Origin of the sequence: Brevundimonas sp. UBA7507 (genome assembly GCF_002478355.1) — a bacterium.
Classification (GTDB): Bacteria; Pseudomonadota; Alphaproteobacteria; order Caulobacterales; family Caulobacteraceae; genus Brevundimonas; species Brevundimonas diminuta_D.
Map to the genome: position 1 here is coordinate 441 of NZ_DLNP01000010.1, position 14,337 is coordinate 14,777.

12 protein-coding genes and 1 pseudogene are annotated in these 14,337 nt (G+C 68.3%); 6 read left to right on the plus strand and 7 right to left on the minus strand.

Annotated features, from left to right (window positions below; translation table 11 throughout):
- Nucleotides 1–889 (minus strand): cytochrome c oxidase subunit II (gene coxB / locus B3D50_RS05670; RefSeq protein ID WP_414632910.1); only part of this gene is annotated, 889 nt, incomplete at its 3' end.
- 264 nt (nucleotides 890–1,153) lie between these two features.
- Here coxB and B3D50_RS05675 point away from each other — a divergent pair.
- The 4 genes and pseudogenes from B3D50_RS05675 to tldD all read left to right on the plus strand — a co-directional run.
- Nucleotides 1,154–1,465, plus strand: a pseudogene (locus B3D50_RS05675) (PadR family transcriptional regulator); the annotation flags it as partial.
- A gap of 116 nt (nucleotides 1,466–1,581) precedes the next feature.
- Nucleotides 1,582–2,148 carry a DUF1700 domain-containing protein gene (locus B3D50_RS05680; protein WP_138140879.1) on the plus strand — a complete coding sequence of 189 codons (567 nt, stop codon included), beginning with the start codon at nucleotides 1,582–1,584 and terminating at the stop codon, nucleotides 2,146–2,148.
- Between the two features lie 24 nt (nucleotides 2,149–2,172).
- A complete protein-coding gene (locus B3D50_RS05685; RefSeq protein ID WP_138140878.1) occupies nucleotides 2,173–2,952 on the plus strand; it encodes a GIN domain-containing protein in 780 nt (259 codons plus the stop codon).
- A gap of 232 nt (nucleotides 2,953–3,184) precedes the next feature.
- Nucleotides 3,185–4,615 (plus strand): metalloprotease TldD, encoded by a 1,431-nt coding sequence (gene tldD, locus B3D50_RS05690; protein ID WP_286950020.1) that lies wholly within the window; start codon nucleotides 3,185–3,187, stop codon nucleotides 4,613–4,615.
- Here tldD and mnmH read toward each other — a convergent pair.
- Genes mnmH through B3D50_RS05705 form a run of 3 tightly spaced genes read right to left on the minus strand, consistent with a single transcriptional unit; the run spans nucleotide 4,612 to nucleotide 7,758 of the window.
- Entirely contained in the window at nucleotides 4,612–5,676 is a 1,065-nt protein-coding gene (mnmH, locus tag B3D50_RS05695; RefSeq protein WP_286950021.1) for a tRNA 2-selenouridine(34) synthase MnmH, read from the minus strand. The two genes, tldD and mnmH, sit on opposite strands and share 4 nt — an antisense overlap.
- Nucleotides 5,676–6,731 (minus strand): selenide, water dikinase SelD, encoded by a 1,056-nt coding sequence (gene selD, locus B3D50_RS05700; RefSeq protein WP_286950023.1) that lies wholly within the window; start codon nucleotides 6,729–6,731, stop codon nucleotides 5,676–5,678. The genes mnmH and selD overlap by 1 nt, the downstream gene beginning before the upstream one ends.
- A gap of 31 nt (nucleotides 6,732–6,762) precedes the next feature.
- Nucleotides 6,763–7,758: a TraB/GumN family protein gene (locus B3D50_RS05705; RefSeq protein WP_286950024.1), complete on the minus strand. Its 996-nt coding sequence runs from the start codon at nucleotides 7,756–7,758 to the stop codon at nucleotides 6,763–6,765.
- A gap of 144 nt (nucleotides 7,759–7,902) precedes the next feature.
- Between B3D50_RS05705 and B3D50_RS05710 the strand changes: the two genes are divergently transcribed.
- Entirely contained in the window at nucleotides 7,903–9,954 is a 2,052-nt protein-coding gene (locus tag B3D50_RS05710; RefSeq protein ID WP_286950025.1) for a TonB-dependent receptor plug domain-containing protein, read from the plus strand.
- 171 nt (nucleotides 9,955–10,125) lie between these two features.
- On the opposite strand, the gene B3D50_RS05715 is transcribed toward B3D50_RS05710, so the two are convergent.
- The gene (locus tag B3D50_RS05715; RefSeq protein ID WP_286950026.1) at nucleotides 10,126–11,976 is read right to left on the minus strand and encodes a peptide MFS transporter; all 1,851 of its coding nucleotides are present in this window, start codon (nucleotides 11,974–11,976) and stop codon (nucleotides 10,126–10,128) included.
- Nucleotides 11,977–12,301: 325 nt separating this feature from the next.
- Here B3D50_RS05715 and B3D50_RS05720 point away from each other — a divergent pair, with 325 nt between their 5' ends.
- Nucleotides 12,302–13,468, plus strand: a complete 1,167-nt coding sequence (locus B3D50_RS05720; RefSeq protein WP_286950028.1) for an N-acetyltransferase — start codon at nucleotides 12,302–12,304, stop codon at nucleotides 13,466–13,468.
- A gap of 23 nt (nucleotides 13,469–13,491) precedes the next feature.
- Here B3D50_RS05720 and mscL read toward each other — a convergent pair whose 3' ends face one another.
- A complete protein-coding gene (mscL, locus tag B3D50_RS05725) occupies nucleotides 13,492–13,905 on the minus strand; it encodes a large-conductance mechanosensitive channel protein MscL (RefSeq protein WP_269298953.1) in 414 nt (137 codons plus the stop codon).
- A 26-nt stretch (nucleotides 13,906–13,931) separates the two neighbouring features.
- The gene (locus tag B3D50_RS05730) at nucleotides 13,932–14,222 is read right to left on the minus strand and encodes an integration host factor subunit beta (protein WP_003165992.1); all 291 of its coding nucleotides are present in this window, start codon (nucleotides 14,220–14,222) and stop codon (nucleotides 13,932–13,934) included.
- Nucleotides 14,223–14,337 lie beyond the last annotated feature (115 nt).

The following is a 14,337-nucleotide window of genomic DNA, read 5'->3' on the forward strand; positions in this document are numbered from 1 at the left end:
CGGCGGCCGGAGCGGCGGGCGCTTCGGCGACGGCGGGCGCAGCCGCAGCAGCAGCCGCTGCGTCATCGGCGGTCTTGGTCATGGAGCCGCCCTTGGAGGCGACCCAGGCGGCGAAGGCTTCCTTGCTCACCACCTTGACGTGGATCGGCATGAAGGCGTGGTCGACGCCGCACAGCTCGGAGCACTGGCCGTAGTAGTCGCCTTCCTTTTCGGCGCGGAACCAGGTCTCGTTCATGCGGCCCGGAACGGCGTCCACCTTGATGGCGAAGGCCGGCACGGCGACAGCGTGGATCACGTCCGAAGCGGTGATCAGCAGACGCACGTTCTGACCGACCGGAACCACCATCGGCTCATCGGCGGCCAGACGATACAGATGCTTGGGCGCCTTATCTTCCGGCAGCATGTTCGAGATGTACTCGGCCACGCCCTGGTCCGGATATTCATAGCCCCAGTTCCACTGGTTGCCGGTGATCTTCACCGTGACGTCCGAGTCCGGGTAGTCGTGATAGGCGAACAGCAGGCGGAACGAGAACAGGGAGATGCCGACCAGGATCAGCACCGGCACCACGGTCCAGATGACCTCGATGACCGTGTTGTGGCTCCACTTGGCCGGGGTCGGGTTGGCGCGCTTGTTGTAGCGGATCGCGATCCACACCAGCAGCGCCAGCACCAGGACGCAGATCACGGTGATGACCGGCATCAGCACGACGTTGTGGAAGAAGTGAGCCTCGTGCGCCAGCGGCGCGGCGGCCGTCTGCAGGCCCAGGCCCGCCGGAACCGGCTGCCCCAAAAGATCCTGCGCCATCGCCGGCGCAGCGAAAATGGCGGCAAGGGCGGTCGCGGCGATACCGCCCCCCAACCGCGCCATGGCTCGCATGCCCATCCCCATTCGAGAAGTCCTCATAAACCGTTCTGCAGCAGACGTTTGCGAGCAATTCGCAAGCGTCGCCGGGCCCAGACGGACCTCGGCGTGTCATGGCCGGTCCTTATCGGCTCGAACCGCCCTTGCCAAGCGATCAAGCGCACCTATGGCGCCCTCTCGACAAAATGCGGTCGATTAAATCGCTGTCATGTTTGAACAGCTACCTTGCACGACAAGATACCTTGCGATACCCCTTGAACATCCGAAGAGCGGACGCCCAAGAGGGATCGAATGCCCGACACCATCGACATTCAACTGAAGAAAGGCGTGCTGGGGCTCTGCGTCCTGGCGCTGCTCGCCCGACGCGACAGCTACGCCTATGAGATCGCCAGCCGCCTGTCCGACGCCATCGGCATGGGAGAAGGCACCATCTATCCGCTGATGCGGCGGATGCAGACTGACGGCCTGGTGGAGACCTATCTGGTCGAATCATCCAGCGGCCCGTCCCGCAAATACTATCGCCTGACCGCCGCGGGCCGCCGCGCCCTGGACGGCCAGACCGGCGAGTGGCGAGCCTTCGCCCGCGCCGTCGAAGCCCTGATCGCCGGCGATGACGACGAAAGCGTCATTGTCGCGGAAGCTCCAGCGGAGACGCCCGCCTTGCTCGATCAGAGCGCCCGAACCGAATCGACCGCCCAAGCTGACAGGGGAGAGGACAAATGAACCGCGCGGAATTCCTGGCGCGACTGCGACGCGGCCTGGTGGGCCTGCCCGCCGCCACCGCCAATGAGATCGTGGCCGACTACGAAGCCCACTTCGCCGACGGCGCCGCCGCCGGCCGCAGCGAGGCCGAGGTGGCCGAGGCCCTGGGCGACCCGGATCGCCTGTCTCGCGAGCTGAAGGCCGAGGCCGGCGCCCAGCGCTGGCGTCAGGAGCCGTCGGCCTCATCCGCCGCCGGGGCCGTGTTCGGCATCCTGGGCCTGGGGGCGATCGACATCCTGATCCTGCTGCCCATCGCCCTGCCCGTCTTCGGCACGGTGCTGTCCCTGCTGCTGGGCGGGGTCGGCGTCTTCATCGCCGGCGGCTTCGTCATGGTGGCGGGCGCCTTCATGGGTCTGCCGGGCGGGGCGCTGGCCGCCGCGCTTCTTGGCGTCGGCCTGATGGGTCTGGGCATCTTCATGGTCGGGATCATGGCCCTGCTGACCAAGTGGCTGATCGACGCCACCGTCTGGTACGCCCGCCTGCACTACCGCGTCGTCAAACCCGCCCTGGAACCCCAGGCCTAAAGCCAGAGAGAGGAGAACACAGTCATGATCCGCAATCTGCTCATCATCTCCGGCGCGGGCCTGATCCTGGCCATTGTCGGCATCGGCGGCGCCTTCGCCGTGGGAGGCCGCGACCTGGCCCGCCACGACTGGACCTGGGTCATCACCGACGACGAAGCCGGCGACAGCGGCTTCACCGTCGAGCGCGGCCAGGTCTCGCCCGACACGACCCGCACCATCGAATGGACCGGCGGCGACCGCCTGGCGATCAACATCCCCGCCGACGTGGTCTACGACCAGCAGGCCGATACGCCGGGCATCACCGTCTCGGGCGCCCAGAGCGTGGTCGAGCGCGTCCGCTTCTCCAACGGTCGCCTCACGCTGGACGAGGCCCCGCGCGGCGATCGCAGCTATGTCCGCTGGACCCGCACCGGCATCCGCGGCTGGAGCGAGACCGACGCCCTGAAGATCATCATCAAGGCCCCCTCGGTGAAGACCTTCGACCTGTCAGGCCCGACCGAGCTGAAGATCCGCGGCTATGACCAGCCGTCGCTGGACCTGACGCTGACCGGCTCGTCCGACGTGCGGGTCCAGGGCCGGACCGACGCCGTGACGATCGACGTCTCCGGCGCCGGCGACGCCCGCATGGACGAGCTGATCGTCGACGACGCCAAGGTCCGCGTCAGCGGCTCGGGCGAGGTCCGCGTCGGCCCGAGCAGCAAGGCCGAGGTCGACGTCTCGGGCAGCGGCGAAGTCCGCCTGACCCGCCGCCCCGCCGAACTGCGCCAGTCGGTCAGCGGCTCGGGCGAGGTGACGGAGGACTGACAAGTGCTCCCCCTCTCCCGGCGGGAGAGGGCTTGAGCGCACGGCGGCGCAAGGGTGAGGGGCTTGTCCCGTCCGTCGGTGTAAGCCGTCGCGCGAGCTCATCAACCGCGAACCCTCACCCTTTCGCCTTAGCCAATCGCCTTCGGCTCTTGGAGGCTCAAGCCCTCTCCCAGCAGGAGAGGGTTTTTGCTGACCCCGTGACGCCGGGCCTCACAGCCCCTATCTAGCGTCCATGAGCACCGTCGCCTCCCCCTCCCCCATCCTCGACGCCGCAGGCGTAGCCCCGGACGAGGCCCTGTCGATCCTGCAGACCGCCCTGGCGGGCGCCGACGACGGGGAGCTGTTCCTTGAAAAGACCGAGAGCGAATCCCTGGTCTTCGACGACGGGCGGCTGAAGGGCGCCTCCTATGACGCCGTCGAGGGCTTCGGCCTGCGCGTCGTGGCGGGCGAGACCGCGGGCTACGCCCACGCCAATGAGATCTCCGCCGCCGCCATCCGCCGCGCCGCCGACAGCGCCGCGCTCGCCAAGCGCGGCTATGACGGAACCGCCGCCGAGGCGCCGCGCGCCACCAACCAGCGCCTCTATGATCCGGTCGATCCGCTGCTGACCCCGGCCTTCTCGGACAAGATCGCCCTGCTGGCCGAGATCGACGCCTGGGCCCGCGCCCGCGATCCGCGCGTGGTGCAGGTCTCGGCCTCCCTGGTCGGCGAGCGCCGCGCCATCGACATCCTGCGCGGCGACGGGCGGCTGCTCAGCGACCTGCGCCCGCTGGTGCGGCTGAACGTCTCCGTCACCGTCGAGAAGGACGGCCGCCGCGAGAGCGCCTCGTCCGGCGCGGGCGGCCGCGCGGGCTTCGAGGAATGGGTCGCCCCCGAACGCTGGCAGGCCCAGGTGGACGAAGCCCTGCGTCAGGCCCTGGTCAATCTGGAGGCCGTCGACTGCCCGGCGGGCGAGATGGACGTGGTGCTGGGCGCGGGCTGGCCGGGCGTCCTGCTGCACGAGGCGGTCGGCCACGGCTTCGAGGGCGACTTCCACCGCAAGGGCTCGTCGGTCTTCACCGGCATGATGGGCAAGCGCGTCGCTGCGCCGGGCGTGACGGTCGTGGACGACGGCTCCATCGCCGGACGCCGCGGCTCGCTGTCGTTCGACGACGAAGGCACCCCGACCTCGCGCACCGTGCTGATCGAGGACGGGATCATGGTCGGCCTGATGCACGACCGGCTGTCGGCGCGCCAACTGAACGCCAACGCCACCGGCAACGGCCGCCGCCAGTCCTTCGCCCATACGCCGATGCCGCGCATGACCAACACCTTCATGGAAGGCGGCAGGGACAGTCAGGCCGACATGATCGCCTCGACCAAGCGCGGGCTCTACGCCGCCAACTTCGGCGGCGGCCAGGTGGACATCACCAACGGCAAGTTCGTCTTCCAGTGCACCGAGGCCTATCTGATCGAGGACGGGAAGATCACCGCCCCGGTGCGCGGCGCCACCCTGATCGGCGACGGGGCCACGGCCCTGACCCAGATCCAGATGATCGGCGACGACTTCGCCTTCGACCCCGGCGTCGGCACCTGCGGCAAGGCCGGTCAGGGCGTCCCCGTCGGCATCGGCCAGCCCAGCCTCAAGATCGGCGGCCTGACGGTCGGCGGCACGGCGGTTTAAACAACCTTCTCCCGGCGGGAGAGGAAAGTCGCCACAGCCTCAGCGGCGCGATCCAGATCGCTCTCAGCGCCGCCGTCCATCGTGATCTCGCCCAAATCGCGCGCCCCCGCAGACGCCCGGCGATAGGCTGGATCGTAGTGCTCGCGCATCAGGGCCGTCGCCAGGGCGCGCAGGTCGCCCGCCTGCGACAGCGCGCGCCACTGCGCGATCCGCTCGCGGCTGTGATGGCTGGGCATCCGCGCCAGCAGGGCGTCGCGCACGGCCGCATCGTCGGTCGCCGCCTGATAGTCGCGCAGCACCCGCTCGACCCGCGTCTCGAACGGGGCGGACAAGCGCAGGGCGGGCGCCGCCTTCATCGCCGCCCACAGCGCGGGCGGCACCGTCAGGCGGCCGATGCGGCTGGCCTCGGCCTCGACCACCACGGGGCGGCTGAGGTCCAGAGCGGACAAGGCGGCGTAGATACGGCTCTCGAACAGCTTCTGCGACGGCTGCTCCGCCTCGGTGCGCCCGAACAGGGAGCCGCGATGCGCCGCCAGCCCCTCCAGGTCCAGACTCTGGGCGCCGTGGTCGGCCAGCCGGGCCAGCACCTCGGTCTTGCCGCTGCCGGTCAGACCGTCCAGCAGGACCAGCTTCAGCGTCGGGGCCGTCTCCAGGTCATGCAGGGCGGCGGCCACCGTCCGGCGCCAGGTCTGATAGCCGCCCTCCAGCCGCGTGACGGGCCAGCCGACCTGCTCCATCACCGTGGTCATGGCCGTCGAACGCTGCCCCCCGCGCCAGCAATAGACCAGGGGCTGAAAGCCGCCGTCGCGGTCGCCCAGCGCCCCTTCCAGATGCGCGGCGATGTTGCGCGCCACCAGGGCCGCGCCCAGCCGGCGAGCGAGGAATTTCGACGTCTGGACGTAGAGGGTTCCCACCTCCGCGCGCTGGGCGTCGTCCAGCACCGGCAGGTTGATCGCGCCGGGCAGGTGATCCTCGGCGAACTCGCCGGGACTGCGCACGTCGATGACGGCGTCGTAGCGGGCGAGCGCCGCCAGCGACACGTCCGCCGTCAGCCGCGCCATCAGCCGCCCGCCTTCACGGCCACAGCCGGCTCGCCCTCGCGCACCCGGCCGACGCGGCGCGCCGAGGCGAAGCCCATGGCCTGAACCAGCGCCATCACGCCATCCGCCGCCTCGGGCGCGACAGCGATCAGCAGGCCGCCCGAGGTCTGGGGATCGGTCAGCAGGTCGCGCCGCCATTCCGGCAGTTCGGCGTCCAGCGTCACCGCTCCGCCATAGGCCGCCCAGTTGCGCACCGAGGCGCCGGTCCGCACCCCAACTTGGGCCAGGGCGGGCGACCCGTCCAGAAACACAGGCGCGTCGGCGTCGATCTCGACCGTCAGGCCCGCGCCGCGCGCCATCTCCAGCCCATGGCCCAGCAGGCCGAAGCCGGTCACGTCGGTGATCGCATGGACGCCCTCCATCGCCGCCAGCTTCGGTCCCGGCGTATTCAACTTGGTGGTCGAACTGATCAGCGCCTCATAGCCGCCCGCCTCCAACCGCCCCTGCTTATAGGCCGCGCTCAGCACGCCGACGCCCAGCGCCTTGGTCAGGATCAGCACGTCGCCCGCCCGCGCGCCGCGATTGGTCAGCACCCGATCGGGATGCGTCAGGCCCAGGGCGACCAGGCCGTAGATCGGCTCCAGGCTGTCGATCGAATGGCCGCCCGCCACGGGCACGCCCCCCTCGGCGCAGACGGCCGCCCCGCCTTCCAACACCCGGCCGATGGTCTGGGGCGACAGCTTGCCGACCGGCATGCCGACGATGGCCAGGGCGAAGATCGGCGTCGCCCCCATGGCGTAGACGTCCGACAGGGCGTTGGCCGCCGCGATCCGGCCGAAGTCGAACGGGTCGTCCACCATCGGCATGAAGAAGTCGGTCGTCGCCACCAGGGCCTGCTGGTCGTTCAGCCGCCAGACCGCCGCGTCGTCCGAGGTTTCGGTCCCCACCATCAGATCGGCGAAGGCCGCCGTGCGCGGCGTCGAGGCCAGGATGGACTGCAGCACGTCGGGCGCGATCTTGCAGCCGCAGCCGCCGCCATGGGCCAAGGAGGTGAGTCTGGGTTCGATGTCGCTCATGCCCCCGGCGTCGGCCTTCGGAGGCCAGGCGTCAACCGCCTTCGTGCGTGGCGGACGAGACGGCGCGCCACTCGGGGCCGTCCACCTCGAAGCCCTGGGCCGCCAGTGCATCCAGCACGCCGCCCGGCTCGGCCAGACGACGCAGCGGGGCGACGGCCATGGTCAGGCCGGGCTGGGTCAGGGCCTCGGCGATAGCGTCGGTCCATTCCGTACGCAGTTGCGGCCCGATCTGCGGATCGCCCCACGGCCAGCAACGGTCCACCGCCTGATCCACCGGCGAGGCCAGCACCTCGGCCACGCGCAGCCCGCGCCAGGCCTCGGCCCGCAGACGCACCGCTTCCGGTCCCAGTTCGGCCGCCGACATGGCCGCGCGCAGGCATTCGCGATGCGTCTGCGGCGGAGCGGAGATCAGGCTCTCGACCAGATCGGCGCCGCGCACCACGCCGATCGAGCGGATCGGCACGCGCCCCTTGCGGGCGGCGCGGCGCACGGCGTCGTCCGCGCCGACCGGCCGGGCGTCCTTCTCGCCCGCCTTGTCCTTGAACAGGTCGATGGCCAGCATCAACATGCTGTAACGACGCCACTGGTCGTTCTTCTCGCCCGCCATCAGGGCCTCGAGCCGCGCCTGATCCTCGGGCGTCAGGTAATCGGCGGTCGTGGTTCCCTCGGGCAGCCAGCCGATGGTGCGGATGCGCCACATCAGACGTAAGACGTCGGCGGGCGAGGCGCGGCCGCGCTGCGGGAACAGGATGCGGTCGGAACGGGCGGCGGCTTCCTCCAGCGCCTGGGCGCGCCATTCGAAGCCGCGCGGCGCGTCTTCAATGGCGCCGACCAGGATCATCACCCCCTCGCCGTCGCGCCGCACCGTCCACATGGGCGCGCCCGCCCGCCGCGCGGTGACGACCACCTCGTCCACCCGGGTCGCGGCCTCTTCTTGCGAGGGCGGCGGCGAACCGGCCGAGCTCGCGACGGGCGCCGCAGCGGCGATCAGAACAGCGGCAGAAGCGGCGACGAGACGAGCTTTCATCGTGGCAACATAACCCGCGTCCAGCTCGCCGCACGTGACTATTCCGTAATGCTGTCAGCGATTTAATCGACATTTCGGGCTTGTAACTGGAGATCGAGCCGCCGCGCCCTCAAACCTCTGCCGACACCGAGGGAGAGGGACGTCATGAATGCCAAGAGCGCCTTGCTGGCAACGACTGCACTGTTGCTGACCGCCGTCACGTCGACTACGGCGCTCGCCGCCGATGCGCCCGCCGCGCCCGTGCGCCAGTCGGCCGCGCCCGGCGACCAGGCGGTGCTGATCTTCACCCCCGACTTCTTCGCCGACGCCCGCCCGAACACAGCGCTGGACATGGTCAACCGTGTGCCCGGCTTCTCGATCAATGACGGCGACAATGCGCGCGGGTTCGAAGGCGCGGTCGGCAACGTCCTGATCAACGGCTCGCGCCCGGCGTCCAAGAACGACACCGGCTCCAACGTCCTAGGCCGCACAGTAGCCAGCCAGGTCGAGCGCATCGAGCTGATCCGCGGCGGGGCGCCGGGCATTGAAATGCAGGGCTATTCCGTCGTCGCCAACGTCATCCTGAAGAACACGACCAGCCGCGAGCACATCCTGACCGGCAACGCCTTCCTGTTCGAGGGCGGCCAGGACCTGTTCGGCGGCTCCTATCAGTTCACCGAGCGCAAGGGCGACCGCACCTGGGGCGTGACCTTGAGCGACGGCATCTCCAACAGCGACTCCAACGGCGCCGGTCCCCTGCGCCGCGTCGGCCCGAACGGCGAACTGCTGCGCGCCGAGGATTACTACAACGACGGCTACGGCGGCGGGAACTCGATCCGGGGCACCTACGCCGGCCCGCTGATGGGCGGCAGGATCGACCTGACGGCGCGTTACGGCATCAACGACTGGCACGGCGTCTATCGCCAGACCGCGCCGGACGTACTGCGCGAAAGCCTGTCCGACGAAGACACCAAGAGCGGCGAGGTCGGCGTCGTCTACACCCGCTCCCTGTCGGAGCGGCTGAAGCTGGAGACGCGCTTCATCCACGAGTTCGAGGCGTTCGACAACGTCGCCACCGCCCTGAAGCGCGAAGCCGGGGTCGAAGAGCCGATCGAACGGTTCGCCGCCAACGGCGACTCCTCCGAGACCATCCTGCGCGGCCTGCTGCGCTTCGAGCGGTCCGCCGCCCTGGAGTTCGAAGGCGGCGGCGAGATCGCCTATAACATGCTGGAGATCGATCAGACCTATTCGGTCGGCGGGGTGAACAAGCCCCTGCCCTCGGCCTCGGTCAAGGTCGAGGAGACGCGCGGCGAACTGTTCGGCAAGACCACCTGGCGCATCAATCCCAAATGGACGCTCGAGGGCGGCCTGCGGCTGGAATCCTCGACCATCAGCCAGTCGGGCGACGCCGAGCAGGAGAAGAGCTTCTTCTACGCCAAGCCCCGCCTGCTGACGACCTGGACGCCGACGGCCTCCACCCAGGTGCGCCTGCGCATCGAGCGCACGGTCGGCCAGCTCGACTTCGGCGACTTCGCCGCTTCGGCCGATCTGGAGGACGAGAACGTCTTCGGCGGCAACGTCAATCTGGAGCCTGAATCCCGCTGGGTCGGCGAGCTGACCTTCGAGAAGCGCTTCTGGGGCGAAGGGATCGTCAGCGTCGGTCTGCGCCACGACGAAATCTCGAACGCCATCGACGTCATCCCCCTGGAGGGCGGTTACGCCGCCGTGGGCAACATCGGCGACGGCACGCTGGACCAGCTGGTGCTGAACGTCACCGTCCCGACCGACAAGCTGGGCCTCTCGGGCGGCAAGTTCGGCTTCAGGAACACCTGGAACCATACTGAGGTCACCGACCCCACGACCGGCGAGACCCGCCCCATCTCAGGCATCCGCGCCAGCCAGGCGACCATCACCTTCCAGCAGGACATCACCAGCTGGAAGCTGCAGTGGGGCGGCGCATGGATCCCGCTGCTGGGCCAGAAGACCTTCCGTCCCGACGAAATCAACGGCTGGCGCGGCCACGACTATTACGAGCTGTGGGCCGAGTACAAGCCGACCCCGACCCTGTCCATCCGCGGCCAAGTCAACCTCTGGGACGACTTCAACGTCGAGCGGACCGTCTTCGGCGACCGCGAGGCCCGGCCGATCGCCTTCGTCGAGAACCGCTTCATCGACCCGCGGACCTTCTACCAGATCCGCCTGCGCAAGACCTTCTGAGCCATAAGAAGAGAACCCTCCGGTCGTCGTCTCGTCCCCCCAACGCGAGCCGGCGCCAGGCGGGCGATCCCGGACCAACTGAAAAGGGCGGCGCCTCCTGCGAGACGCCGCCCTTTCCTTGTCTCAGCCGGTCCGACGCCTGAACGCCGGACCGACCGCGACCGTCGTCGCTTAATGCGCCGCCTTCTCGTGCGACCAGCCCTTGATGAAGAAGCTGAGGACGATGAAGCCGACGCCGATGCCCATGCCCCACAGGCCCAGCATCTCGAACACCTCGAGCGAGGTGCGCAGCGCCGCGCCGGGGTCCAGCACCTGGCCGCCCACGGTTTCGGTGCCGGCCAGGCCGGCGATCCAGCCGCCGACGTACTGGGCGATGGACGAGGCCAGGAACCACACGGCCATCATGAAGCTGACCACCTTGGCCAGCGACAGCTTGGTGATCTCCGACAGGCCTACCGGCGACAGGAACAGCTCGCCCAGAGTGTGGAACATATAGAGCAGGCCCAGCAGCAGAATCGGCATCTGGAAGGCCGAGTCGGCCATGCCCGCGCCCCACACCACGATCATGAAGCCCAGGCCGACCTGCAGCAGGCCGAGGCCGAACTTCAGCGTCGGGTTCGGGTCCAGGTTGCGCTTGCCCAGGAAGGCCCACAGGGCCGCCATGATCGGCGCGAAGATCAGGATGAAGCCGGCGTTGAACGACTGGGTCTGGGCCGCCGTCACCGTGGCGTCGATCCAGAAGCCCGACGGAGTGATGCCCGCCGCAGCCAGCTGCGAAGGCGTGCCGATGGTGACGCCCAGGAACTGCACCGCCGTCGGCGTCAGGCTGAGGTCGACGTTCCGGTCAGCAAACAGGTTCAGCGAGGTGCCGGCCTGTTCGAACAGGGTGAAGAAGACCACCGAGCCGATGATCAGCACCACCGCCAGCATCATGCGCTCGCGCTGGATGCGGTTCTCACAGACCTTGATGATGATGTAGGCGATGAAGGCCAGCGAGGCGAGGGTCGCGGCGCCCAGCACCCAGCCCACCAGGGCGTTGCGCTGGACCATGAACCACACCACGCCGACGCCCAGGATGCTGAGCAGATAGATCGACCATTCGCGGTTCAGCGGCCCCAGGAAAGGCTTCTTGAGATTGCCCTCAGCCGGCGGCTCGCCCTTGCCTTGCAGCAGCGGCTTGCCCAGGACGAAGACCACCCAGCCCAGCGCCATGCCGACGCCGGCCAAGCCGAAGCCCGCCCACCAGCCGACCGTCTGACCCAGGTAGCCGCACAGCACCGCGGCCCAGAAGGCCCCCAGGTTGATGCCGTAATAGTAGAGGGTGAAGCCCGAATCCCGGCGCGGATCGCCCTCGGGATACAACTGCCCCACGATGGTGGAGATGTTCGGCTTCAGATAGCCCACACCCATGATGATCAGAGCCACGGCCAGGTAGAAGACGTTGATGCCCGCCATGTCGCGGGTGACGTCGATCTTGTATTCGCCGGCCGGCAGCACGGCCGGAATCGGCGCGCCTTGCGGCAGATCCTTGATCGCCAGGCCGTTCTCGACCGGGGCGAAGGCGTACTTCTGACCGTCGATCACGATGCCCACGTCGCGCGCGGCGCCCCGGCCCTCGGCCGAAATCTCATAGGCCGCGCCCTGATAGGTCAGGGTTTCGGTGGCCGGGCGGCCCTCGAAGGCCATCATGGCGTGACCGGCGACCAGCAGCAGGGCGCCGAAGGCCACGGCCTTGCGCGTGCCGATGAAGCGGTCGGCCATCATGCCGCCCAGCAGCGGCAACAGATACACCAGCGAGGTGTAGGAGCCGTAGGTCGAACCCGCCAAGGCGTCGTCGAACAGGAAGTGCTGCGTCAGGAAGAAGATCAGGATGCCGCGCATCCCATAGTAGGAGAAACGCTCCCACATCTCCGCGAAGAACAGGATGATCAGCCCGCGCGGGTGGTTCTTCAGGATCTGCATCAGCACGGGCACGCCCGTGACCAGGGTGATGATCAGACCGATCGCGATGACGATATTCATGCCTGGGCCCCCGCGCAGATCATGATCGACATCGTTTCATTCATAGCCATCGCCTGGGCTGCGCCCCCTCGAGTGCCGGGCCGGCGCGCCGATCGCGCGCCCCCTCCGTCCGTCGTGCTCAACGGCAAGCTCCATTTTCTGACGCCCCCGACGGGCGCGGAAGCGTGCAGAAACAGCACGGTCACGGATTGCAAACAAGCGTTAACGGCGAAATCCGGCCGCCAGGTCGTCGCAGAACGGCCAAACATTTCTCGTCTTGAGTGTAGTTAGATTATTGTACACGTTCTAAGTGAATACTCCTTGTACCTGCACAAGGAGCCGCCCCATGCCGCTGCGCCCGCTGAATGCGTCCGATCTGGAAGCCGTCAATCGGCTGCATCGCAGCGTCTGGTGGCCCGAACGTTCGACGGCGGGTTGGCGGTGGCTGATGACCAATCCGGCAGCGGCCGAAATCGACGCCCCGCACGGATGGGTGATCGACCACGGTGCGGGCGCTGAAGCCGTGGTCGGCAATTTCATCCAGCGATTCTGGCTTAACGGCCGCGCTCTGCATGGCGCCACCGGCTATTCCATCGTCGTGCCTCCAGCCCATCGAGGTCGCAGTCGCGCCCTGATCGACGCCTTCCTCGACCAGCCCGCCTGCTTCGCTCGATACACGCTGAACGCGAACGCTCGCTCCAGCCCTCTCTACAAGCGGCACGGCATGATCCCTTGGCCGCCCGACGCCCATACGGTGAAGCTGTCTTGGATGATCGACCCGGCCGCCTGCCTATGCGGGCGCGCCTTGCGCGGCGTGGTCGATCACGCCCCGGCGATGGCGGACCTGCTGGGCGAACAGTTGTCGCCCCTACCCCGCCTGCTCAAGGGACGCGGCCTGCGCCTGGCCGAGCGCCGCCTGCCGCCGACCGTGAGCCTGAACCCCGACCTGTCCGCGCGATCAGACTATGCGCGCTTCTGGCAGGCCTTGCTGGCCGAAGGACGCCTGATCGCGGACCGCAGCCCTTCCATTATGCGATGGCGGCTGTCGGACCCGGATCTGACCGTGCCGCCCCTGTCGCTGGCGTACAGGCAGGGCGGACGCATCACGGGTTTCGCCTTGGCCATGCTGAACAAACAGACGCCGCTGGAGCCGCCGATCCTCGAAATCATCGATCTGATTGCGCTGGAGAACGACGCGACGGCCATTCAGACCTTGTACCAAAGCCTGCGCCGTCTGGCGCCGGCCCTGGGGGCCGCCAAGATGAGGCTGCAGGTCGCCTCGTCCGATCTTCAGCGCGCCCTGGGCCGCTTCGGCGAACGCGCACGGCGCGAAGGCGGCTGGGGCCACTGTCATGTCGCCTTCGACATGGGGATGCAGGACGCAGGCTGGCGGCCCACCCCCTATGACGGCGACTATTCCTTCTGTTTACGGCCGTTGCCGGCGCGGGCCAGCGCCGCCCTGCGGCTGACGCCGGCGCCCATGCGCCGCTCAGCGGCGGAAGCGAGGGCCTGACAAGGCCCTCGCAACGGCGGTCTCTAGGAGCGCGCCTTCAGCTCGTCGCGGATTTCGGCCAGCAAGGCCTCGGTCGGCGTCGGCGCTGCGGGCGCTTCAGGAGCGGCCTCCTGCTCGCGACGCAGCTTGTTGACCATCTTGACCATCAGGAAGACGACAAAGGCCACGATCACGAACTGGATCACGGTGTTGATGAAGGCGCCGTACTGGATCGCCACCTTCTCGACCGCCTCGGTCGCCGGGTCTTCCGGCACCAGGATCCACTCCAGCTTGGAAAAGTCGACCTTGCCCAGCAGCAGGCCGATCGGCGGCATCACCACCTGATCGACCAGGCTGGTGACGATCTTGCCGAACGAAGCGCCGATGATGACGCCGACCGCCAGGTCGACGACGTTGCCGCGCGCGGCGAATTCCCGAAACTCGGTCAGCAGGCTCATGGGGTCTTCAGTCTTTCGATTAGAGGTCAGGCGTCGCCGGAAGCGTTGAGACGCTCGCGCAGTTCCTTGCCGCTCTTGAAAAAGGGCACGGCCTTGGCCGGGACTTCGACCGTCTCGCCGGTGCGGGGATTGCGCCCCGTCCGCGCCGGGCGGCTACGCACCGAGAAGGCGCCGAAACCGCGAAGCTCGACCCGTCCGCCGTCCGACAGGGTCTCTGTCATACGGCCCAGGATCACGTTCACGACCCTCTCCACCTCAGCATGGGTGAGATGCAGGTTCTCAGCCGCCAGTTTCTCGATCAGTTCAGACTTGATCATTCAGGCCCCCGCCTTGGCTTCACCGTCCGGGACGACACCCTAACCGTCTGTCGCCACAGGAAGAAAGAGACAAAACGTATCGTCGTGAAGGTTTCTTGCTTTCGAGGCGGACAGG

What these genes read in the sequence shown, in the direction of transcription:
- B3D50_RS05680 (WP_138140879.1), top strand. Translation starts at nt 1,582, where the DNA reads ATGAACCGCGCGGAATTCCTGGCGCGACTGCGACGCGGCCTGGTGGGC.
- B3D50_RS05685 (WP_138140878.1), top strand. Translation starts at nt 2,173, where the DNA reads ATGATCCGCAATCTGCTCATCATCTCCGGCGCGGGCCTGATCCTGGCC.
- tldD (WP_286950020.1), top strand. Translation starts at nt 3,185, where the DNA reads ATGAGCACCGTCGCCTCCCCCTCCCCCATCCTCGACGCCGCAGGCGTA.
- mnmH (WP_286950021.1), bottom strand. Translation starts at nt 5,676, where the DNA reads ATGGCGCGGCTGACGGCGGACGTGTCGCTGGCGGCGCTCGCCCGCTAC.
- selD (WP_286950023.1), bottom strand. Translation starts at nt 6,731, where the DNA reads ATGAGCGACATCGAACCCAGACTCACCTCCTTGGCCCATGGCGGCGGC.
- B3D50_RS05705 (WP_286950024.1), bottom strand. Translation starts at nt 7,758, where the DNA reads ATGAAAGCTCGTCTCGTCGCCGCTTCTGCCGCTGTTCTGATCGCCGCT.
- B3D50_RS05710 (WP_286950025.1), top strand. Translation starts at nt 7,903, where the DNA reads ATGAATGCCAAGAGCGCCTTGCTGGCAACGACTGCACTGTTGCTGACC.
- B3D50_RS05715 (WP_286950026.1), bottom strand. Translation starts at nt 11,976, where the DNA reads ATGAATATCGTCATCGCGATCGGTCTGATCATCACCCTGGTCACGGGC.
- B3D50_RS05720 (WP_286950028.1), top strand. Translation starts at nt 12,302, where the DNA reads ATGCCGCTGCGCCCGCTGAATGCGTCCGATCTGGAAGCCGTCAATCGG.
- mscL (WP_269298953.1), bottom strand. Translation starts at nt 13,905, where the DNA reads ATGAGCCTGCTGACCGAGTTTCGGGAATTCGCCGCGCGCGGCAACGTC.
- B3D50_RS05730 (WP_003165992.1), bottom strand. Translation starts at nt 14,222, where the DNA reads ATGATCAAGTCTGAACTGATCGAGAAACTGGCGGCTGAGAACCTGCAT.